Source organism: Amnibacterium sp., from assembly GCF_036559085.1.
Classification (GTDB): Bacteria; Actinomycetota; Actinomycetes; order Actinomycetales; family Microbacteriaceae; genus Amnibacterium.
On record NZ_DATBTU010000027.1, the window covers coordinates 1 to 19,748 of the forward strand.

Consider the following 19,748-nt stretch of genomic DNA (forward strand, 5'->3'; position numbering starts at 1 on the left):
GGTGCAGCGCAGTGAGCGCTCACTTCGAAAGGGATCACGATGTCGTCCTCCTCGGCCACCGGAACGCCGCTGCCTCGCGTCGAACGGACCGCACACGGCCACCGGCTGATCGTGGACGGCCGGCCCGCCCTGCTGCTCGGCGGCCAGCTGCACAACTCCACGCCGACCGATGTGGAGCTGCCCGCTGCGGTGGACCGGGTGAGCGGGCTCTCCGCCTCGGTCGTCATCGGCGCGGCGAGCTGGTCCCTGGTCGAGCCCGAGGAGGGCCGCCACGACTTCTCGACCGTCGACGACCAGCTCGAGGCCGCGCGCGCATCCGGGCTGCGGCTGATCCTGATCTGGTTCGGCGCGTTCAAGAACGCCACCTCGACCTATGCCCCGACGTGGGTGCGCGCCGACCCGGTCCGCTTCCCCCGGGCATCCGCCGGTGGCCGCAAGGAGGCGTTCACCCACGCGGACACGACCGCGAGGCCGGTCCTGTCGGTGTTCTCCGAGGACCTCGGAGCGGCCGACCGGCGCGCGTTCGTCGCGTTCATGGCGCACCTCCGGGAGGTCGACCCGCAGCACACGGTGCTGATGGTGCAGGTCGAGAACGAGGTCGGGCTGCTGCGGGACTCCCGTGACCGCTCACCCCGCGCCGAGGCCGCGTGGGCGGGGCCGGTGCCGCCCGCCCTGCTGCAGCTCCTCGACCGCGAGGGGGCGCTGCCCGAGTCCGTCACCGCCGCCTGGCGGAGCGGCGGGGCTCGTCGTGAGGGCACCTGGCCGGAGGTGTTCGGCGCCGGATGGGAGGCGGACGAGCTGTTCATGGCCTGGCACTTCGCCGCATACGCCGAAGCGCTCGCCGCCGCGGGCAAGGCCGCGAAGCCGCTCCCGATGTACGTGAACGCCTGGCTCGGCCCGCAGCCGGGGCAGCCCGAGGCGGGCGACTACCCGAGCGGTGGCCCCGCCTCTCGCGTGCTCGACGTCTGGAAGGCCGCGGCCCCCTCACTCGACCTCCTCGCCCCCGACATCTACGTGGACGACGTCAAGGCGGCGATCGCTCCCTACCACCGGCCGGACAACCCGCTGTTCGTCCCCGAGTCGCGGCTCGCCACGGGCAACCTCTTCTGGGCGCTGGGCCTCGGCGCCTTCGGCTTCTCGGCGTTCGGCGTCGACGACGTCCGCCCGCACAGCCGGCTCGCGCAGGCGTACTCGGTGCTCGGCGGCCTGACCGACGTGATCACCTCAGCCCAGGCGGATGGACGGATCGCCGGGGTCCTCCTCGAGGAGGGCGAGCGGCAGCACCTCGCCTTCGGCGACCTGCGGCTCGTGATCCAGGGGTCGCGCGCGCTCCTGCAGGCGATGCTCCTCGACGCCGGCGTGCAGGCGCCGCCGCCTGTGGTCGACCGCCCGAGCGAGACCGACCACGGCATCCCCGCCCCGGCGGACACCCGCGCGTTCGGCCTCGTGATCCAGCAGGGGCCGGACGAGTTCCTCGTGGTCGGGCAGAACCTCGCGGTCGACTTCGCCGCACCGGATGCGATCGTCGAGATCGACGGCGTCGAAGCCGGCCGCTACGACCGGGGCGAGTGGACGCGGACCCGGGTCGTCAACGGCGACGAACGCCTCATGATCGTCCCCCTCGACGAGGTCGGCATCGCGCGCGTCCGGCTGCTCCGCCTCCCTACCGGCACGGCCTGAGCGAGCTCGGGGCCCGACTCGGCGTCGGGCGCCTGGTACCGGGGCTGCCCCTCCGCGGATCAGCGGAGCAGCACCGCGCCGGACTGCTTCCAGCCGGCGTGGTTGATGCCGACCCACCACGCGCCGCCGGCCTGGCCGCCCGGTGCCGTCGCCCGGACCTCGAGCGGATTCGAGCCGGCCTTCGCCATGGGGACGGTGACGGTCGCACCGCACGGCACATCCGTGTCCGCGAGGACCCTCCCACCCGCCTTCGCCGTCACGTGCACGACGTCGACCCCGATGCAGGCCGCGACCAGCTCGTAGTCGCCCCGCTCCGTCACGCCCAGCTCGGCCGACCCGGGGGTCAGGCCGCTCGCTCCGCCGAGGCCGGACGGGTCCCGGAGCACCACGTCCATCCGCTCGCCCCAGGCCTGCGACTCGGAGGCCGAGACGGTCGGATGCTGCGACGACGGGGTGCAGCCCACGGTCGTGAGCGCGACTCCGAGGACGACGGCCGCGCCTGCTCCGAACCGCGCAGTCCTCGCCATGAGGCGGGTCTACACCATCCGCCGCCCCGCGGACGGATGCGCCGTGCCGGGCGCACGACAATCGTTGCGGGCGCCGAGAACTCCGGTTCGACACCCCGCGCCCATGCCGTCGTGAGTACCCGGAAGCGGGGTATCGGCGTCCTCGCCGCTCGATGAGACTCCGACGGTGAAGCGATTCCTCGGCCTGCTCGCACTCGGTTCCGCGGCGCTCGTGCTGTCCGGCTGCACGACCGCGCCCGCCCCGCGAGCGACCGTGACCGTCACCGTGAGCCCGACCCGGCCGCCGGTCCTCGCGGCGGATGCCGCGAAGTGGGACCTGTCGGCGGTCTGCGCGGCGGAGTCCGAGATCCTCACCCTCGATCAGTGGGAGAAGGACCAGGCCGCGGCGCATCGCCTGACCGCCGACCAGGCGAAGGCGGTGTCCCAGGCGGTCGCCGTGCAGGTCCTCGACCTCGGGAAGGGGCCGGTGCCCGCGTCGGTGCAGGGCGACGTGACGGCGCTCACCGCCGCGGCGGGGTCGCTCCCGCATCCGTCGCTCGACCTGTCGGCGCCCGCGGTGCAGCGGGCGCAGACGCACATCACCTCGGTCTGCCAGGACGAGCGGCTGACCATCGGGGTGCTCGCGCAGGGGGGCTGATCGTCACCTCATCCGCGAGTCGCCGCTGCTCGCCCTCCACAACGCCCATCAAGGGCCAGAAGCGGCAATCCACCGACATCTCCTGCGGCCTCGTCGAGGGTCGCCCGGGCGACTAGGGTTCGGGTCATGGTGGATGGCCCCTTCGACGCGTCGACGCTCGAGTCGATCGGCGAGCTGCTCGCACTGGCGCAGACCGAAGGATTCGGCCTCAGCTTCTCCCCCGACCCCGACGGCTGGACGATCGGCTACGTGCGGGGCATGAGCGGCGACAACCTGGTCTCCGATTTCGACCTCGGCGCCGCAGCCAGGAAGGCCGTGGCAGGGCTGCTCGACGTCGCCGCCTCCCACGCCCAGGCCGGCCCGGATCCGGCCGACTCGATCGTCTGACCCCGGGACCTCACGCCACGGACCTCGTCGTCGGCCCCTCCTCGCGGACCACATGGCCCGCGAGGCATATCCAGACGAAGTGCTCCCGCGCGTAGGAGAGCTCGTCCAGGGCGCGGAACGCGGCACTGCCGCATCCCGGCCGCCGGCACGTCCCCGTCGCCTCTCCTGCCCCCGTCATGCTTCGAGGTTCGGCATGCATGCTTGAAGCAGCACCTGAATCGGACGGATCCCCATCGGATGCTCAGGGGAGGGCCGCGGACAGCCCGTTCTACCTCGAGCCGATGATCACCGGTCCGTGCGCTGCGCCGGGAAGAGCTCCGGCTCAGGCGCCCCGCGCGGGTTCGCGGATGGGGATCGGCGGACGGACCGGCTCCACCCCGATCGAGGCGCCTCGGGCACGCACCGTGCCCATGACGGTCACCGTGCCGGCCAGCAGCACCATGCCGATCCACTGCGTCGGCGAGAGCACCGCGTGGAAGGCGAGGTAGTTCACGATCACGGTGGTGAGCGGGAACGCGAGCTCCGCGATCGTGGCGGCCGCAGCCGGGGTGCTCGACAGCCCCCGGTAGTAGACGAGGAGGCTGAGCAGGCCGGGCACGAGCGCGAGCAGCACGAGCGCGAGCACGTCCTTCGGCGTCAGCGAGCCGAGCGCCGCGATGCTCCCGGTCGGTATCGCGACCGCCGTGACCGCGAGGAGGCCGAAGAGGAGCCGCAGCGCGGTGAGCTCCGCGAACGGCAGGACGGCGCCGAGACGGCGGCCGAGCACGGTGCCGGTCCCCCACAGCGCCGCGGCCGCGAGGGCGAGCAGCGCGGGTGCGAGCCCCTGCACCTCGACCGAGCCCGGGTTCGGGAACGCGATCAGGTACGCCCCGATCAGCCCCGCGACGAGGAAGAGGCCGAAGCGGCGGTGCAGTCGCTCACCCAGCAGCATGCGGGCACCCGCGACGGCGAAGAGGGGCTGCACCTGCTGCAGCAGCACGGGCGTCGTCGGGTTGCCGTATGTGAAGGCCTGGGTGAACAGCAGCGTCGCGAGCGCGGAGGAGCCGCAGCCGAGCACGAGCAGCGCGATCCACTCCTTCGGCCCGAAGGTGCGGGCCGCCCGTCGCAGCCCACGCACCACGAAGGGCACGAGGATCAGCGTGGGCAGCAGGTGCTCGACGAGCACGAGGGCCGGGGTCGGCACGGTGAGCGCGAGGCCCTGCCGGAACAGCGGATCCGTCCCCCAGAGCGCCGCGCCGAGCGCGACCAGCGCGATGCCCCCACCGGTGACGGGTCGCCAGAACCCCGCGGTCTGCGGATCGGTCGCAGGCGTCGCCACGGTCAGCGGTCCCGTCCGGGACGGAACGGGATGGGGAGGGTCGTCATGGCGGTCCTTCTCGAGGCCGAACGGGGGCTGCGACGCGAAGAGCGTACGCGGCGCCGGCGGGGTGTCCGCTCCGCGCTCAGGTGCGACGGGCGGCCACCGGCGCGAGGGCCCCGGCGGCCAGCAGGGCGATCACGAAGAACACGGCGAGCAGCCAGAACGCGTTCAGCAGCCCGACGGCCTGGCTGAGGAACCCGATGACGGGCGGCCCGGCGAGGTTCGCCACGTAACCGAGCGAGGCCACCACGCTCACCCGCGCGGCGGCGTTCGCTCCCTCCGCAGCCGATGACATGCCGAGCGGGAAGCCCATCGACACCCCGATGGCCCACAGCACCGCGCCGAGCAGCACGACCGGGGCCGGACCACCGAGGATGAACAGCGCGATGCCGAGGACACCGGCGGCCGTGGTGATCCGCACGGTGCCGACCCGGCCGAACCGGGAGACGAGCGGGCTGCCGAGCACCCGGCAGGTCGTCTCCCCGACGGCGAAGGCGGTGAAGAAGAGCGCGGCGACCGCAGGCGACTGCCCGTGGCCCGAGACGACCCCGAGGGTCAGCCAGCTGTTCGCGGAGCCCTCCCCGAGCTCCACGCCGAGCATGACGACGCCGATGAGCAGGAGCCGCAGGTCCGTCCATCCGGCGGCCCAGGTTCTGATCCGCTCGGCGAACGGCGGCGTCTCGCCGAGCTGCGGCTCGGTGGACGGCAGCCCACGCACCGCGAACAGCGCCGCGACGACCGTGAGCGCCGCCTCGACGGAGAACTGCGCGGACGGCGGGACGGCGAGCGCCGCCGCGATCGCGCCGATCGCGGATCCGGCGACGGCGCCGAAGGACCAGCAGGCATGCAGCAGCGGCATCAGGACGGTGCCGCTCTCCTGCTCGACCGCCGCGCCCTCGACGTTGATCATCACATCCGTCGTGCCGATGCCGTAGCCGAGCACCGCCAGCCCCGCCTCGGTGAGCCACGGGGAGTGCCAGAGGCCGCTCGCGATGCCGACGAGGGCCACGCCGACCGACATCAGGGTGAGCGTGAGGGCGAGGCCGCGTCGCGGGCCGAGGCGCCCCAGCAGCCACGAGGACGACGCGAGCCCGAGCAGCGAGGCGACCGTCATCCCGGTGACGAGGAGGCCGAGGGTGCCGTCGCCGACCCGGAGGTCGGCCTTGATCGCCGGCAGGCGCGGGCCCCACGTCGCGAGGTTGAGGCCGCCGAGGGCGAAGGCCGCGGCGACCCCGTTGCGCCGGCGACGCACCGCGCGGGCGGGCGCGGAAAGGGTCGTCACCGGTCCATCCTGGTCGACGTATGCGCCGCGATCGTCCACGGAGCCTGCGGGACTCATGGGCGGCGGCGTGGCGATTCTGGGTCGTCCCTCCGGGTGGCTCCGCGATCCTCGACGGCCGGAGGACGGACATGACCCGATCGGATGCGAGGCGCCCGCCGCCACGGCGGCTGCGCCGCTTCGTGCTGCGCCTGCTCGGGCTCGCCGTCGCCGCAGCGGTGGTCGCGGCCGGTGCGCTCGCGGTGCTGGTGGTCGCGACCCCGAGCGTCGCCGACGCGGCCGACCGCGTCGCGAGCCAGGCGAGCACGCACGGCGCCCACGTCGAGACGACGGTGCCGACCCGGGTCGCCGCGGCGCTGATCGCGACGGAGGACTCGCGCTTCGCCACCGACCCCGGCATCGATCCGCTCGGCGTGCTGCGCTGGGCGGGCGGCACGATCCAGGGGCGGTCGGATGCGGGCGGGGCGACGCTCGATCAGCAGCTCGCGAAGCTGCTGTACACGGACGGCCGCCAGGACCCGCTGGCGCAGGCCGAGCAGGTGGGCCTCGCGCTGAAGCTCGCGCACACGTACTCGCGGCCGCGCATCCTCGAGCTCTACCTCTCCACCGCGTACTTCGGGCACGGCTACTACGGCGTGACCGCGGCGGCCGAGGGGTACTTCCACCGCTCGCCCGACGCGCTCACCTGGCCGCAGGCTGCGCTGCTGGCCGGGCTCGTGCAGGCGCCGAGCGCGTACGACCCCGTCGTGCATCCGGATCTCGCGCGCAGCCGCCGCGGCCACGTGCTCGCCCGGCTCGTGGCGACGGGCATGCTCACGGAGGCGCAGGCAGCCGTGTTCGACCGGGGCGGCCTGCAGCTCGCCGCCCGCTGACCGGGCTCCAGCCCGCCACAGCGGCTCGGGAGGAGGATGCGGGCATGGCCGACGAACCCCGCTTCCTCACCGTCCGCGACTTCCCCACCGAGTCCGGCGTCGTGCTGCCGGAGGCGCGGCTCGCCTACCGCACGTTCGGGTCGCCGGACGCGGCGAGGGGCGCGGTGCTCGTGCCGTCGCACTTCATGGCCGGGGCCGCCGACAACGAGTGGATGATCGGGGCGGGCCTCTCCCTCGACCCCGCCGAGTACTTCATCGTGGCGACCGAGCTGCTCGGCAACGGCGTCTCCTCCTCGCCGAGCAACACGCCCGCCCCGTTCGACGGGCCTCGCTTCCCGGTCACGACCATCCGGGACACGGTCGAGCTTCTCCGCCGGCTGCTGGTGGAGGAGCTGGGCATCCCGCACCTCACCGCGGTCGTCGGCTTCTCGATGGGCGCGATGCAGGCGTTCCAGATCGCGATCGGCCTGCCGGGCCTCGCCGACCGGATCGTCGCGCTCGCCGGCACCGCCCGCTGCTACCCCCACGGGGTCGCCCGGCTCGAGGGCCAGCTCGCTGCGCTGTTCGCGGATCCCGTCTTCGCCGGCGGCGAGTACACGGAGCAGCCGGCCGCGGGCATGGAGGCGTTCGGCACGGTGTGGGCGGCGTGGCTCTACTCGCAGCAGTGGTGGCGGGACGAGCTGTGGCGTGAGACGGACCCCGAGGCGACGTTCGAGTCGACGATGCGGGAGTTCCGCGAGGACTTCCTGCCGGGCGCCGATGCGAACGACGTGGTGCTGCACTGCCGCACCTGGCAGCAGCACGACGTCGGCACCACACCGGGCTTCGGCGGGGACACGCGGGCGGCGCTCGCCTCCATCCGCGTCCCGGTGCTCGTGATGCCGGGCGAGACGGACCTCTACTTCCCGGTCGTCGACGCGCGCTTCGAGGCCGAGGACGTGCCAGGGGCGACGTTCCTGCCGATCCCGTCGCTGTGGGGGCACCCTGCCGGCGCCGGGGCGAGCCCGGCGGACCAGGAGTTCGTGAACTCCGCCATCCGCCGGTTCCTCGCGGGCGAGCCGATCCCCGAAGCCGCGCCGCTGCACTGAGCACGCCCCGAGCGCCCGCCCAGAGCAGGGGCTCGGATGTGGTGATCGCCCTTGGCGAAACCGCGGGAATGTCCTTCCGTTCCGATGTGTTCCGATATATCGTGATGCAACGCCTCAATCGGAGGTGTGCCACGTCTCGAAAGGACACCCCATGTACAACCACCACGCGTCCGCCATGCGCGGACACTTCCAGCATCAGGCGCACGACCGAGGTCAGGCCACCCGCTTCCCGGCGGGCTTCGGCGGACCCTGGGAGGGCGTCTTCCCCGGCCGCGGTCCCCGCGGATTCGGCGGCGGCTTCGGCCCCGGCGGACCCCGTGCCCGTCGCGGCGATGTGCGCAGCGCCCTCCTGGGCCTGCTCGCCAACGGCCCGTCGAACGGCTACGGCCTCATCAAGTCGATCGCCGAGCGCACCGAGGGCGCCTGGACACCGAGCCCCGGCTCGGTCTACCCGACCCTCGCCCAGCTCGTCGACGAGGGGCTCCTCACGCAGGCCGACGGCCCGCGCGGCGCCTACTCCCTGACCGACGCCGGTCGCGAGTACGTCGAGTCCCACCAGGACGAGATCGACAGCGCGTTCGCCTTCGCCCGCGGTGAGCACCGCGGCGACGACGAGCTCTTCACGGCGGCTCGCAAGCTCGCGGGTGCGGTCATGCAGTTCCGCGGCGGCGTCACCGCCGAGCAGCGGGCCCGCGCCACCGAGAAGCTCGACGAGCTGCGGCGGGAGCTCTACCGCATCCTCGGCGAGTGAACCGGAACCGGCCGCTTCCGTCCCCCTGGACCCCCGGGTCCATCGGGACGGAGGCGGCCCTCCGGCGTCCCGTGCTTCGATGAGGCCATGGACGCGTCCTCCCACATCGACGACCTCGCCGCCTTCGTCACCGCCTCGCCCAGCTCGTTCCACGCTGCCGCGGAGGTCGCCCGCCGGCTGACCGAGGCCGGCTCCCGCACGCTCGACGAGCGGGACGACTGGACCGGCACGCTGACGGGCGGCGAGCGGGTGCTCGTCGTCCGCGACGGCGCGGTGATCGCCCTCGCGCTGCCCGCGGATGCCTCCGCCGTCACGCCGTTCCGCATCCTCGGGGCGCACACCGACTCCCCCGGGTTCGTGCTGAAGCCCGAGCCGCTGCTCTCCGGCGGTGCCTGGCAGCAGCTCGGGGTCGAGGTCTACGGCGGCCCCATCCTCGCCTCCTGGTTCGACCGCGAGCTCGAGCTCGCCGGCCGGGTCGTGGACGCGGAGGGGCGCTCGCACCTCGTGCGGACCGGCCCGATCGCCCGCATCCCCCACCTCGCGATCCACCTCGACCGCGACACGAACACCGGGTTCGCCCCCGACCGCCAGCGCGACACCATGCCGGTCGTCGGGGTCGACGGCGATCCCGCGGACCTGATCGGCGCCCTCGCCGCATCCGCCGGGCTCTCGGCGGCGGATGTCGTCGGGATCGACGCCATCACCGTCGACACCCAGCCGCCCCGACGGTTCGGCCTCGACGGCACCCTCTTCGCGTCCGGGCGGCTCGACAACCTCAGCTCCACCCACGCCGGGGTCGTGGCGCTCGGCGCCGCCCAGCCGGAGGGGGTCATCGCGGTGCTCGCGACGTTCGACCACGAGGAGGTGGGGTCCGAGAGCCGATCGGGCGCCGCCGGACCCCTGCTCGCGGACGTGCTCGAGCGCGTCTCGGCCGCGCTCGGTGGCGACCGGTCCGCGTTCCATCGCGCGCTCGCCGGCTCGTGGTGCCTGTCGGCGGATGCGGGGCACGCCGTGCACCCGAACCGGGGCGACCGGCACGACCCGACGGTGCGGCCCGTCGCCGGCGGCGGCCCGCTGCTGAAGATCAACGCCAACCAGCGCTACACGACCGACGCCGCCGGCACCGCCCTCTGGACGGGGATCTGCGCGGCCGCCGACGTGCCCTGGCAACCGTTCGTCTCGAACAACGCGGTGCCCTGCGGATCCACGATCGGGCCGATCACAGCGACGCGGCTCGGCATCCGCACGCTCGACGTCGGCACGCCGCTGCTGTCGATGCACTCGGCGCGGGAGCTCTGCCACGTCGACGACCCGGCCCGCCTCGCCGCCGCCGCGCAGGCCTTCCTGTCCGGTGTAGGCAGCGACCGGTAGAGCACCCGTTCATCGCGCGGATCCGGAGTTCTCGTGCGACACGCCGCCTGTAAAGTCCTTCAATCGGCGTGTCGCGCAGTTTCTCCGGAACGGCGCGATGGGGACGAGAGCCGGTAGAGCACGTGGCGGCGGAGGGGACTCGCCTCCGCCAGCGCCGGATGGTCGAAGTCGTCGGCCGGGTCGTGCGTCATCCCGATGCGCTCCATGACCCGCATCGACCGGACGTTGCTCGTGGCGGTGAACGAGACGATCTCGTCGAGCCCGACCTCGTCGTACGCCACGGCCACGGCGGCCCGCGCCGCCTCGCTGGCGTAGCCGAAGCCCCAGGCGTCGCGGGCGAGCCGCCAGCCGACCTCGACCGCCGGCGTGAAGCGCGCCTGGAATCCCGGCACGCTGAGGCCGGTGAAGCCGAGGAAGCGTCCGCTCGCACGCTCCTCGAGCGCCCACAGGCCCCATCCGTGGTCCTCGAGCTGCTGCGCGATCCGGTCGACGAACGCGTCCGACTCCGGACGCGTGAGCCGAGCGGGGAAGTGCTCCATCACGACCGGGTCGGCGTTGAGGGCCGCGAAGGGGGCGCGGTCCTCGTCCCGCCAGCGACGCAGCAGCAGCCGCTCGGTCACGGGTTCCATCACGCGGCGAGCAGCGCGAGCACCGCGTCGCCGTAGCGCTCGAGCTTCGCGGCCCCGATGCCGCTGACCGCTCCGAGCGCGGAGAGCGAGCCGGGCCGGGTCGTCGCGAGCGCCTTCAGGGTGGCGTCGCCGAACACCACGTAGGCGGGCACGCCCTGCTCCTTCGCCTGCGCCGCACGCCAGGCGCGCAGCCGCTCGAACAGCGCGTGCGCGTGCTCGTCGAGGTCCGCCGCGACCGGCCGCGCCTTCTTCGATCCCCCACCCGAGTGGGACTTCGCGAGGTCGTGCCGCAGCCGCACCTCGTGCTCGCCCTTCAGCACGTCACCGGCTCCCGGTCCGAGGCCCAGGGTGCCGTAGCCGTCGTCGGCCACCGCCACGATCCCCTGGGCGATGAGCTGGCGGAGCACGCTGCGCCACGCTCGGTCGTCGAGGTCGGCACCGACGCCGAAGGTGCTCAGCTCGTCATGCCGGTGCTGCTCGATCCGCGGGGTGTGCTTGCCCCGCAGGATGTCGATGATCTGGCCGCCGCCGAACCGCTGGTTCCGCTCGCGCTGCAGCCGCACGATCGTCGACAGCAGCTTCTGCGCCGGCACCGTGCCGTCCCAGGTGTCGACGGGGTCGAGGCAGGTGTCGCAGTTGCCGCAGTCGGCGTCGGTCGGCTGGTTGAAGTAGGCGAGCAGCTGCCGCCTGCGGCAGCTGACCGTCTCGCACAGCGCGAGCATCGCCTCGAGGTTCGCGCTCTGCCGCCGCCGGTGCGCGGCGTCGCCGCTCCCCCGGTCGATGAGGCGCCGCTGCTGCACGACGTCGGCCAAGCCGTACGCGAGCCAGGCGGTCGCGGGCAGCCCGTCGCGGCCGGCGCGGCCGGTCTCCTGGTAGTACCCCTCGACGGACTTCGGCAGGTCGATGTGCGCGACGAAGCGCACGTCGGGCTTGTCGATGCCCATGCCGAACGCGATCGTGGCGACGACCACGACGCCGTCCTCGCGGAGGAACCGGGCCTGGTTGGCGGCGCGGATGCGCGCGTCGAGGCCCGCGTGGTAGGGCACCGCTGTGACGCCGTGCTCCGACAGCCAGTCGGCGGTCGACTCGACCGACGCACGCGAGAGCGCGTAGACGATGCCCGCGTCCCCGTCGTGCTCGGTGCGGAGGAACTTCAGCAGCTGCTGCTTGGGGTCGTCCTTGGTCACGATCCGGTACTGGATGTTCGGCCGGTCGAAGCTCGCGACGTAGTGCTCGGCGTCGCCGAGACGCAGTCGCTCGGTGATCTCGCGGTGGGTCGCCTCGGTGGCCGTCGCGGTCAACGCCATCGTGGGCACGCCCGGCCAGCGGCCGACGAGCTCGGCGAGGCCGAGGTAGTCGGGCCGGAAGTCGTGCCCCCACTGCGCCACGCAGTGGGCCTCGTCGATGGCGAAGACCGACAGGCCCGGACCCTCGGCCACGCGGTCGAGCAGGTGCCGGGTGGAGTCGAGCGCGAGGCGCTCGGGCGCGATGTAGACGAGGTCGACCTCGCCGGCGAGCAGCGCCGCCTCCACCGCGCGGCGCTCGTCGAGGCCCTGGGTGGAGTTGAGGTACTCGGCGCGGACGCCGACCGCCCGGAGCGCATCCACCTGGTCGTGCATCAGTGCGATCAGCGGCGAGACCACGAGACCGGTGCCGCGGCGCACGAGCGCGGGGATCTGGTAGCAGAGCGACTTGCCCGCACCGGTGGGCATGAGCACGAGGGCATCGCCACCGGCCACGACGCGGTCGACGACCTCGCCCTGCCGACCGCGGAACGACTCGTAGCCGAACACGCGCTGCAGCACCTCGAGCGGGGATTCAGCCGTGATCGTCACGCGCGCGAGGGTAGCCGCCGCGTCGGACATCCGGGACGTCCTGTGGAGGACGCTTCAGGTGTCACCGCCATGCGCGGCACCCGACGGACAGGAGCCGGGGGTTGCCACTCGTGGCGACTTCCCCACCCGAGAAGTCGCCACGAGTGGCAACACCTCTGCTGGTGAGCGGCCGACGGGCGGGTTCGAGCCGGATCAGTCGTGGAAGGCGCGCTCGCCGACCGGGATCGGCACCTCGAGCCGGTTGCCCGCGGGCGCGAGCGGGCAGGCCCACTCGGGGTCGTAGGCGCACGACGGGTTGTAGGCGAAGTTGAGGTCGAGCACGAGGCGCCCGCCCTCGCCGCCGAGATCGGCGCCCTTCACGGTGTCGAGCAGGTAGCGGCCGCCGCCGTAGGTGCCGGCCGGCGCTCCGGCGGATGCGTCGCGGACGGGGAGAAAGATCCCGCCGCCGTAGGAGGCGAGCCGCCAGACGTCGAGCGCGCCGACGCCGGGCAGCCGGACGACGCCGATCCGCTCGAACGGCACGACCCCGTCCGTCCCGGTCGGCACGTCGAGCCGGGCCGGCTCAGCCGGCTCGACGGCGACCTCGAACCGCCAGGCCTCGTCGTACTCGGGCACGCCGAGGCCCGCGAAGCCGGGCCGGTCCTCGGGCAGCAGCGGGCTCGCCGGATGCTCCGCGAACATCCGGTCGCGCTCCATGCGCCAAGCGGCATGTGCCGCAGCGGGCGACGCCGAGGCGCGGACCGCGTCGTACATCGCGTGGGTCCGGCGGCGCCAATCGAGCACCGCGAGGGCCGACGCCGGCTGGCCGGTCATCGCGCCAGCGCGGCGACCGGGTCGTCCCCGGCCTTGACGGACACGAAGTCCGCCTCGATGCCGGCCCGCTCGAGCAGCTCGGCGAAGCGGCGCTGCCGGCGCGCGTTGATGAGCGTCACGACGGTGCCGGAGGCGCCCGCGCGGCCCGTGCGGCCGGATCGGTGCAGGTAGGTCTTGTAGTCCTCGGCCGCGTCGGCGTGCACGACGAGCTCGATGTCGTCGACGTGGATGCCGCGGGCGGCCACGTCGGTCGCGACGAGCGCATCGACCTTGCCGTCGGAGAACCGCTGGAGGTTGCGGGTGCGGCGGGCCTGGTTGAGGTCGCCGTGCAGGCTCTCGGCCTTGACGCCGACCCCGTCGAGCTCGTCGGCGAGCTGCTCGGCGAACGCCCTGGTGCGGGCGAAGACGAGCGAGCGGTCGACGGAGCCGATCAGCGCCTGCAGCACGTTCAGCTTCTCGCCCTGCTCGATGAGCAGCACGCGATGCGTCGACGGCACGCCGCCGTCGCTGTCGGCGACCTCGTGGACCGCCGGCTCCGGCAGGAACTCGTCGACGAGCGCGGCGACCGCCGCGTCGAGGGTCGCCGAGAAGAGCATCCGCTGCCCGGACTCGGGGACGAGTCGCAGCAGCCGCTGCATGGGCTCGAGGAAGCCGAGGTCGGCCATGTGGTCGGCCTCGTCGAGCACGGTGACCTCGATCTGGGAGAGGTCGAGGCGGCCCTGGTCGATGAGGTCCTCCATGCGGCCGGGCGTCCCGATCACGATGTCGACGCCCTTCGACAGCGCACCGACCTGGCGGGCCTGGGGCACGCCGCCGACGATCTGCGTGGTGAAGAGGCCGACGGCGCGGGCGATGGGCTGCACCGTGCGGTCGATCTGGAGCGCGAGCTCGCGGGTCGGCGCGAGGATCAGCGCGCGGGGGGCGCGGCCCATCCGGCGGCCGGTGCCGGCGCGGCCGGACTCGTGCCAGTTGCGCATCAGCCGCTCGACGAGCGCGGCGCCGAAGGCGATGGTCTTGCCGGAGCCGGTGCGGCCACGGCCGAGCACGTTGCGGCCCGCGAGGGCGTCGGGGATCGTCGCGGCCTGGATGGGGAACGGCGAGACGGCGCCGAGGCCGCTGAGGGCCTTGGTGATGCCGTCGCCGAGCCCGAGGTCGGCGAACGTCACGCCCGCCACCTCCTCGGCCGTCACGACCTCGCCCGCGAGCCGCGCGAGCACGACGTCCTCGGGCGGGGTCCACGCCTCGGTGCGGGCGTCGTGGCGGTCCGTGTGCTGCGGACGGTCGTGCCGCTGGGTGCGGTCGCCGTACGTGGGGCGCTGCTGCCGGTCGGACCGCTCGGGACGATCGTCGAAGCGGGGGCGGTCGCCGTAGGACGGACGCTCCCCGCGCTGCTGGCGGTCGCCGTAGGACGGACGCTCGGTGCGCTCGGTGCGCTCGCTGTACCGCGGGCGATCCGACTGCTGCGGACGCTCGTTGGAGCGGGGACGGTCGCCGTACGAGGGACGCTCGGTGCGCTGCTGGCGGTCGCCGTACGACGGGCGCGCGGTGCGCTCCTGACGGTCGCTGTACCGGGGACGATCGCCGGGCTGCGGGCGATCCGAACGCGCCGGACGGTCGCCGTAGGACGGGCGGTCCGACCGCTGGGGACGGTCGCCGTACGTCGGACGCGCGGTCCGCTCCGGACGCTCGCTGTAGCGCGGGCGATCCGACCGCTCCGGGCGGTTCCCGTAGGACGGACGGTCCGAGCGCTGCGGCCGCTCGGCCGACGGCTTCCGGTCGAAGCGCTTCTGAGGCGGCGCATCCGCACGGAACGAGCGGGGCGCCCGGTCGCCGCCGGACCGGCGGTCGCCCCGCTCGTCCGGGCGGGGTGCGCGATCGTCGCGCTGCCGGTCGCCGCGGTCCTCGAAGCGGCCACGGCCGCGCTGCTCGCCGCCGCGCTCGCGCGGGTTGGTGCGGGGGCCCGGGTACCAGTCGGGGCGACGGTCCTGGCGGGCGCCGTCGGCGTCGGGGCGGCGGCGGTCGGCGCCGAAGGTGGCGTCGCGACGCGCTGCGCGCGACTGCGGCGCGCCCTCGGTCGAACGGCCGGGCCGGCGAGCGGCCGGGGCGCCATCGCGCCGGGCGCGCTCGTCCGAGGACCAGCGGCGCTTGGCGCCGTCGGGGGTGCGGTTGTTGCGGGCATGGGTCGCCATGCGGGATCTCGATTCACTGCAACGGCATGCGCGTTGAACTCGATCGGATCGATCGGCGGCGCGGCCTGGATGACGGGCGCCACGGGGCGGGCGCCTGGAGGCCACGACTGGACACCACGAGATGGTCCATACGGCCGACCGGTCGAGCCTACCGGACCGGCGCCCTCCGGCCGCGCGGGGTCAGGAGGCGCCGACGGAGCGGGCGACGGCGGCCGCCGCGGCCGCGCCGGTACGCCACGGATCCCCGTGCCCGGGCAGCAGCCGGTCGGCGTCGGTCTCGGCGATGGCGCGCAGGGAGTCGAGCGCCTGGGCGCTGTCCGCGGTGGCGGCGCCCGCGACGATCCGTGGGCCGGTGAAGCCGGTGTACGGATCGAGGGTCACGAGGGCGTCGCCGCAGAGCAGCGCGGACCGCCCCTCGAGCAGCAGCGCGCTGTGGCCGAAGGTGTGCCCGGGCGTGAACACGACGCGGAGGCGGCCCGGCAGGTCGAGCTCGTCGCCCGGCCCGAACTCGGTGAACTCGTCGATCCCCTGCACGCGGAACGCCCCGGCCGCCGCCATCGCGGCGAGGATCGGGACGCCCCCCGGATGCCGGATCGGATAGCTCGCCCGCGGGTTCTCGTGCGCGTACCGGTAGGGGTGCGCGGCGATCGTCCGCTCGGCGGGATGCGCGTAGACGGGCACGTCCCACTCCTCCTGCATCCGCCGGGCGAAGCCGAGGTGGTCGAAGTGGGCGTGGGTGAGCACGAGGGCGGCGACGTCGGAGGGACCCCGGTGCAGCGCCTCGAGGGCCGTGCGGAGGTATGGCCACGTCGCGGGCAGCGCCGCGTCGACCACGGTGACGGCGCGCCCCTCCTCGACGAGGTAGCAGTTGACGCCGGCGTGCGCGAGGCGATGCACCCCTTGCGCGACGTTCCGCGTCAGCACCGCCTGGAAGCGACGAGGACCGATCGGCATGCCTGGACCGTAGGCACCACCCCTGCGAACCGCCCGGGCGCGCCCTCCCCATCCGCCCGTCACCCAACTTGACTGTTGCCACTTCTTGCGACCTTGGCGGCCTCAAGATCGCGAAAAGTGGCAACAGCCAGGGGGGTGTGGTCAGCGGGCGGCGACCGCCGGCTCGGGCGCGGCGACCGGCGGGGCCGCTGGCACCGCGGTGCCCTCCGCCCGGCGGCTCCGGCGGTCGTCACGGCGCTCCTTGCGTCCCTCGACGAGGTAGTAGAGCGTCGGCAGCACGATCAGCGTGAGCAGCGTCGACGACACGAGGCCGCCGATCACCACGAGCGCGAGCGGCTGCGAGATGAAGCCGCTGTTGCCGTTGACGCCGGTCGCGGTCGGCACGAGGGCGAAGATCGTCGCGAGCGCCGTCATCAGGATCGGCCGGAGTCGCCGCGATGCGCCGTCGAGCACGGCGTCATGCACCCTCGCGCCGCGCTCCCGGTACTGGTTCACGAGGTCGATGAGCACGATCGCGTTCGTGACGACGATGCCGACGAGCATCACGAGCCCGATGAACGACGCGACGCCCAGCGGGATGCCCGAGATCAGCTGCAGCGCGATCGCGCCGGTCGCCGCGAACGGCACCGACACGAGCAGCTCGAGCGGCTGCCGCAGCGAGCGGAACGTCGCGACCATCACCGTGTAGACGATGAGGATCGCCGCGAGCAGCGCGAGCAGCAGCTGCTGGAACGCCGAGTTCTGGTCGCTCGTCACGCCGCCGAGGCTGGCCGAGGTGCCGGCCGGCAGGTGCAGCTTCGCCACGGCGGCCGACACCGCCGCACTCGCCGCACCCGTGTCCTGGCCCGCCGGGGTCGCCGAGATCGCCGCGCTGCGCTTCGCGTCGGTGCTCGTGATCGCGGCGGCCTCCGTGGCCGTGCGGATGGTCGCGAGCGAGTCGAGCCGCTTGTCACCCGTCGGCGTCGCCACCTTCAGCGCGGCGAGATCGGCCCGCGTCGTCGGCGCGTTCCGATCCTGCAGGTAGACGGTGAGCTGGTTGTCGCCCACCGTGATGGAGCCGATCGACGTCGGCTGCGAGGCCCGCGCCACGACCTGCGCGAGCGCCACCTCGCTGTAGCCGGCCTTCGCCGCCTTCGCCGCGTCGATGTCGACCGCGAGATAGGGCTGGGTCGCCGACAGGTTGCTCGACGCCTGCGCGACCTGGGGCAGCGGCTTCACCGCGTCCAGCACCTGCTGCGCGGCGGTGTCGAGGGCGGATGCGGTGCCCGCGGTGATGTCGACCTGGATGTCGCTGTTCGCGCCGAAGCCCTGCGACGCGGTCACCTGGAAGTCGCCCGCCCCCGACAGCGACTTGAGCTTCGCTCGCACCGCGCGCTGCAGGGCGTCCTGGTCCGCCTTCGCGGCCGTCGTGACCGAGTAGGTGATCTTGGCGCCGGACCCGGCCGAGAACGCGTCGCGGAGCGCGCTGCCGCTGGTGCCGATCGAGGCGTCGACGATCCGCACCCCGGAGACGGAGCGGAGCGCGGCATCCGTCGAGCGGGCGCGGACGGTCTGGGCGTCGAGGCTCGTGCCGTCGGGCAGCGTCTCGGTGACGGTCAGCGTGTTCTGCCCGGATGAGCCGAGGTAGTTCGTCTGCAGCAGCGGCACGAGGAAGGCGGTGCCGACGAGGACCGCGAGCGCCGCCATCGTCGTGAGCCACGGGTGCCGCAACGTCCCGCGGAGCAGCGGGCGGTAGGCGCGCTGCAGGACCGGCACGCGGACGGCGGTCGACCGGCCCTTGCGGGCGCGCTTCGGCCGCAGGAACCAGTAGGCGAGCACCGGCACGATCGTGAGCGACACGAACAGCGAGCCGAGCAGCGCCATCGTCACGGTGAGGGCGAACGGCCGGAACAGCTCCCCCGCGACGCCGCTGACGAAGGCGATCGGCACGAAGACGGCGAGGGTCGTGATGGTCGACGCGGTGACCGCGGAGGCGACCTCCTTCACCGCACCGAGGATCGCCGCGCGCCGCTCGACGGGCGGGATGCGGCCGTCGGCGCCGGGGAAGTCCTCCGCGAAGTGCCGCGCGATGTTCTCGGTCACGACGATCGAGTCGTCGACGACGCGGCCGATCGCGATCGTGATGGCGCCGAGCGTGAGGATGTTCAGGGAGTAGCCGACCGACTGCATCCCGATCAGGGTGAGCAGCACCGAGGTCGGGATCGAGATCGCCGTGATCAGCGTGGCCCGCACCGACAGCAGGAACACGAGGATCACGAGCACGGCGAAGCCGAGGCCGAGCAGCCCCTCCGTGAACAGGGACTGGATCGACTGCTCGATGTAGGGCGCCTGGTCGAAGACGGTCGTGAACGAGCCGCCCGAGCCGAGGACCGACCGCAGCTTCGGCAGCTCCGCGCGCACCGCCTGCGACACCTCGACGGTGTTGGCCGCTGGCAGCTTCGTGACGGAGATCGTGAGCGCCGGCCGTCCGTTCACGAGCGACACCGTGGTGACCGGGTCGTGGTTCGACACGACGGTGGCCACGTCGCCGATCGTCGGGATGTGCGTCGAGGTGCTGAGGGGCCCGTTGTACTGGGCGGCCGTGACGCCGGTGAGGGGCAGCGCGGCGATGTCGGCCGTCGACCCGAGCTCGGTGCCGACCTGGATCGACCGAGTGGAGCCGCCCTGCCGCACCGACCCGGCGGGCACGAGCACGCCGCTCGACTTCAGGGTGCTCTCGATCACGTCGGGTGTCAGGTGATGCTTCGCGAGCGCGGACTTCGGCGTCACCGTGATGCGGTCGCCCGGCGCCCCAGAGAGCGTCGCGGCGCGCACGCCGGCGACCTTCTCCAGCTCGGGCGTGACGGATGCGGTGGCCCGCGCCGCGAGGACGTCCGTGGGCGCGTCCCCGCTCACCGCGATCGCGAGCACCGGCAGGTCGGCGAGGCTGCCGGAGATGACCTGCGGGTCCACGCCGTCGGGCAGCGTCGAGCGGATCTTGTTGATCGCGGCGCCGATCTTCTGCTCGGCCTGGTCGAGGTTCGTGCCGTACGCGAAGTCCGCCGTCACCGTCGAGGAGCCGGTGGTCGAGGTCGACGAGGTGCTGTCGAGGCCCTCGATCCCGCGGATCGTCTGCTCGATCGGGCGGCTGACCCGCTCGCTCACCACCGCGGGCGAGGCGCCCGTGTAGGTGGAGACGACGGCGAGCTGCGGCAGCTGCACCGACGGGATCAGCTCCTGCTTGAGGGCGGTGGCCGCGATGGCGCCGAAGAACGCGGCGACGATCGTGACGAGCGCGATCAGGGCCCGGTTGCGCAGGCTGAAGGCCGCGAACAGATGCATCCGTGGATTATCGGGCCCAGGGGAGGCTCGCACGTGCGCGCGTCGGATGGGCGGG

General features: G+C 73.6%; 16 protein-coding genes. 7 read left to right on the forward strand and 9 right to left on the reverse strand.

Annotated elements, in window-relative coordinates; translation table 11 throughout:
- The first annotated feature begins 39 nt into the window (after positions 1-39).
- Positions 40-1,680, forward strand: a complete 1,641-nt coding sequence (locus VIG76_RS04990) for a GH35 family beta-galactosidase (RefSeq protein ID WP_331951692.1) — start codon at positions 40-42, stop codon at positions 1,678-1,680.
- Positions 1,681-1,739: 59 nt separating this feature from the next.
- On the opposite strand, the gene VIG76_RS04995 is transcribed toward VIG76_RS04990, so the two are convergent.
- The gene (locus VIG76_RS04995) at positions 1,740-2,207 is read right to left on the reverse strand and encodes a hypothetical protein (RefSeq protein WP_331951694.1); all 468 of its coding nucleotides are present in this window, start codon (positions 2,205-2,207) and stop codon (positions 1,740-1,742) included.
- A gap of 166 nt (positions 2,208-2,373) precedes the next feature.
- Between VIG76_RS04995 and VIG76_RS05000 the strand changes: the two genes are divergently transcribed.
- Together VIG76_RS05000 and VIG76_RS05005 are read left to right on the forward strand one after the other, a co-directional pair.
- Entirely contained in the window at positions 2,374-2,844 is a 471-nt protein-coding gene (locus tag VIG76_RS05000) for a hypothetical protein (RefSeq protein ID WP_331951696.1), read from the forward strand.
- A gap of 126 nt (positions 2,845-2,970) precedes the next feature.
- On the forward strand, positions 2,971-3,231 hold the full coding sequence (locus VIG76_RS05005; RefSeq protein ID WP_331951698.1) for a hypothetical protein: 261 nt from the start codon (positions 2,971-2,973) through the stop codon (positions 3,229-3,231).
- A 322-nt stretch (positions 3,232-3,553) separates the two neighbouring features.
- Here the strand turns inward: VIG76_RS05005 and VIG76_RS05010 are convergent, their stop codons facing one another.
- Together VIG76_RS05010 and VIG76_RS05015 are read right to left on the reverse strand one after the other, a co-directional pair.
- The gene (locus VIG76_RS05010; RefSeq protein ID WP_331951700.1) at positions 3,554-4,549 is read right to left on the reverse strand and encodes a DMT family transporter; all 996 of its coding nucleotides are present in this window, start codon (positions 4,547-4,549) and stop codon (positions 3,554-3,556) included.
- Positions 4,550-4,673: 124 nt separating this feature from the next.
- The gene (locus tag VIG76_RS05015; protein ID WP_331951702.1) at positions 4,674-5,873 is read right to left on the reverse strand and encodes an MFS transporter; all 1,200 of its coding nucleotides are present in this window, start codon (positions 5,871-5,873) and stop codon (positions 4,674-4,676) included.
- A 128-nt stretch (positions 5,874-6,001) separates the two neighbouring features.
- Between VIG76_RS05015 and VIG76_RS05020 the strand changes: the two genes are divergently transcribed.
- From VIG76_RS05020 to VIG76_RS05035, 4 genes are all read left to right on the forward strand, one after another.
- Positions 6,002-6,742 (forward strand): biosynthetic peptidoglycan transglycosylase, encoded by a 741-nt coding sequence (locus VIG76_RS05020; RefSeq protein WP_331951704.1) that lies wholly within the window; start codon positions 6,002-6,004, stop codon positions 6,740-6,742.
- 44 nt (positions 6,743-6,786) lie between these two features.
- Positions 6,787-7,830, forward strand: a complete 1,044-nt coding sequence (locus VIG76_RS05025) for an alpha/beta fold hydrolase (RefSeq protein ID WP_331951706.1) — start codon at positions 6,787-6,789, stop codon at positions 7,828-7,830.
- A 151-nt stretch (positions 7,831-7,981) separates the two neighbouring features.
- The gene (locus tag VIG76_RS05030; protein WP_331951708.1) at positions 7,982-8,581 is read left to right on the forward strand and encodes a PadR family transcriptional regulator; all 600 of its coding nucleotides are present in this window, start codon (positions 7,982-7,984) and stop codon (positions 8,579-8,581) included.
- 87 nt (positions 8,582-8,668) lie between these two features.
- Positions 8,669-9,952, forward strand: a complete 1,284-nt coding sequence (locus VIG76_RS05035) for a M18 family aminopeptidase (RefSeq protein ID WP_331951710.1) — start codon at positions 8,669-8,671, stop codon at positions 9,950-9,952.
- Positions 9,953-10,011: 59 nt separating this feature from the next.
- Here VIG76_RS05035 and VIG76_RS05040 read toward each other — a convergent pair whose 3' ends face one another.
- From VIG76_RS05040 to VIG76_RS05065, 6 genes are all read right to left on the reverse strand, one after another.
- The gene (locus tag VIG76_RS05040) at positions 10,012-10,572 is read right to left on the reverse strand and encodes a GNAT family N-acetyltransferase (protein ID WP_331951712.1); all 561 of its coding nucleotides are present in this window, start codon (positions 10,570-10,572) and stop codon (positions 10,012-10,014) included.
- Positions 10,573-10,580: 8 nt separating this feature from the next.
- Positions 10,581-12,446, reverse strand: coding sequence for a DNA helicase RecQ (gene recQ, locus VIG76_RS05045; protein WP_331951714.1), 1,866 nt, complete (start codon positions 12,444-12,446; stop codon positions 10,581-10,583).
- Between the two features lie 162 nt (positions 12,447-12,608).
- Entirely contained in the window at positions 12,609-13,229 is a 621-nt protein-coding gene (locus tag VIG76_RS05050; RefSeq protein ID WP_331951716.1) for a DUF1684 domain-containing protein, read from the reverse strand.
- Entirely contained in the window at positions 13,226-15,418 is a 2,193-nt protein-coding gene (locus VIG76_RS05055; RefSeq protein ID WP_331951718.1) for a DEAD/DEAH box helicase, read from the reverse strand. Before VIG76_RS05055 ends, VIG76_RS05050 begins: the two co-directional genes overlap by 4 nt.
- Before the next feature lie 180 nt (positions 15,419-15,598).
- Positions 15,599-16,372, reverse strand: coding sequence for an MBL fold metallo-hydrolase (locus VIG76_RS05060; protein ID WP_331951720.1), 774 nt, complete (start codon positions 16,370-16,372; stop codon positions 15,599-15,601).
- A 141-nt stretch (positions 16,373-16,513) separates the two neighbouring features.
- Positions 16,514-19,693, reverse strand: a complete 3,180-nt coding sequence (locus VIG76_RS05065) for an efflux RND transporter permease subunit (protein ID WP_331951722.1) — start codon at positions 19,691-19,693, stop codon at positions 16,514-16,516.
- Positions 19,694-19,748: the final 55 nt, after the last annotated feature.

What these genes read in the sequence shown, in the direction of transcription:
- VIG76_RS05030 (WP_331951708.1), top strand. Translation starts at nt 7,982, where the DNA reads ATGTACAACCACCACGCGTCCGCCATGCGCGGACACTTCCAGCATCAG.
- VIG76_RS05050 (WP_331951716.1), bottom strand. Translation starts at nt 13,229, where the DNA reads ATGACCGGCCAGCCGGCGTCGGCCCTCGCGGTGCTCGATTGGCGCCGC.
- VIG76_RS05060 (WP_331951720.1), bottom strand. Translation starts at nt 16,372, where the DNA reads ATGCCGATCGGTCCTCGTCGCTTCCAGGCGGTGCTGACGCGGAACGTC.
- VIG76_RS05035 (WP_331951710.1), top strand. Translation starts at nt 8,669, where the DNA reads ATGGACGCGTCCTCCCACATCGACGACCTCGCCGCCTTCGTCACCGCC.
- VIG76_RS05005 (WP_331951698.1), top strand. Translation starts at nt 2,971, where the DNA reads ATGGTGGATGGCCCCTTCGACGCGTCGACGCTCGAGTCGATCGGCGAG.
- VIG76_RS05025 (WP_331951706.1), top strand. Translation starts at nt 6,787, where the DNA reads ATGGCCGACGAACCCCGCTTCCTCACCGTCCGCGACTTCCCCACCGAG.
- VIG76_RS05055 (WP_331951718.1), bottom strand. Translation starts at nt 15,418, where the DNA reads ATGGCGACCCATGCCCGCAACAACCGCACCCCCGACGGCGCCAAGCGC.
- VIG76_RS04990 (WP_331951692.1), top strand. Translation starts at nt 40, where the DNA reads ATGTCGTCCTCCTCGGCCACCGGAACGCCGCTGCCTCGCGTCGAACGG.
- VIG76_RS05065 (WP_331951722.1), bottom strand. Translation starts at nt 19,693, where the DNA reads ATGCATCTGTTCGCGGCCTTCAGCCTGCGCAACCGGGCCCTGATCGCG.
- VIG76_RS05020 (WP_331951704.1), top strand. Translation starts at nt 6,002, where the DNA reads ATGACCCGATCGGATGCGAGGCGCCCGCCGCCACGGCGGCTGCGCCGC.
- recQ (WP_331951714.1), bottom strand. Translation starts at nt 12,446, where the DNA reads ATGTCCGACGCGGCGGCTACCCTCGCGCGCGTGACGATCACGGCTGAA.
- VIG76_RS04995 (WP_331951694.1), bottom strand. Translation starts at nt 2,207, where the DNA reads ATGGCGAGGACTGCGCGGTTCGGAGCAGGCGCGGCCGTCGTCCTCGGA.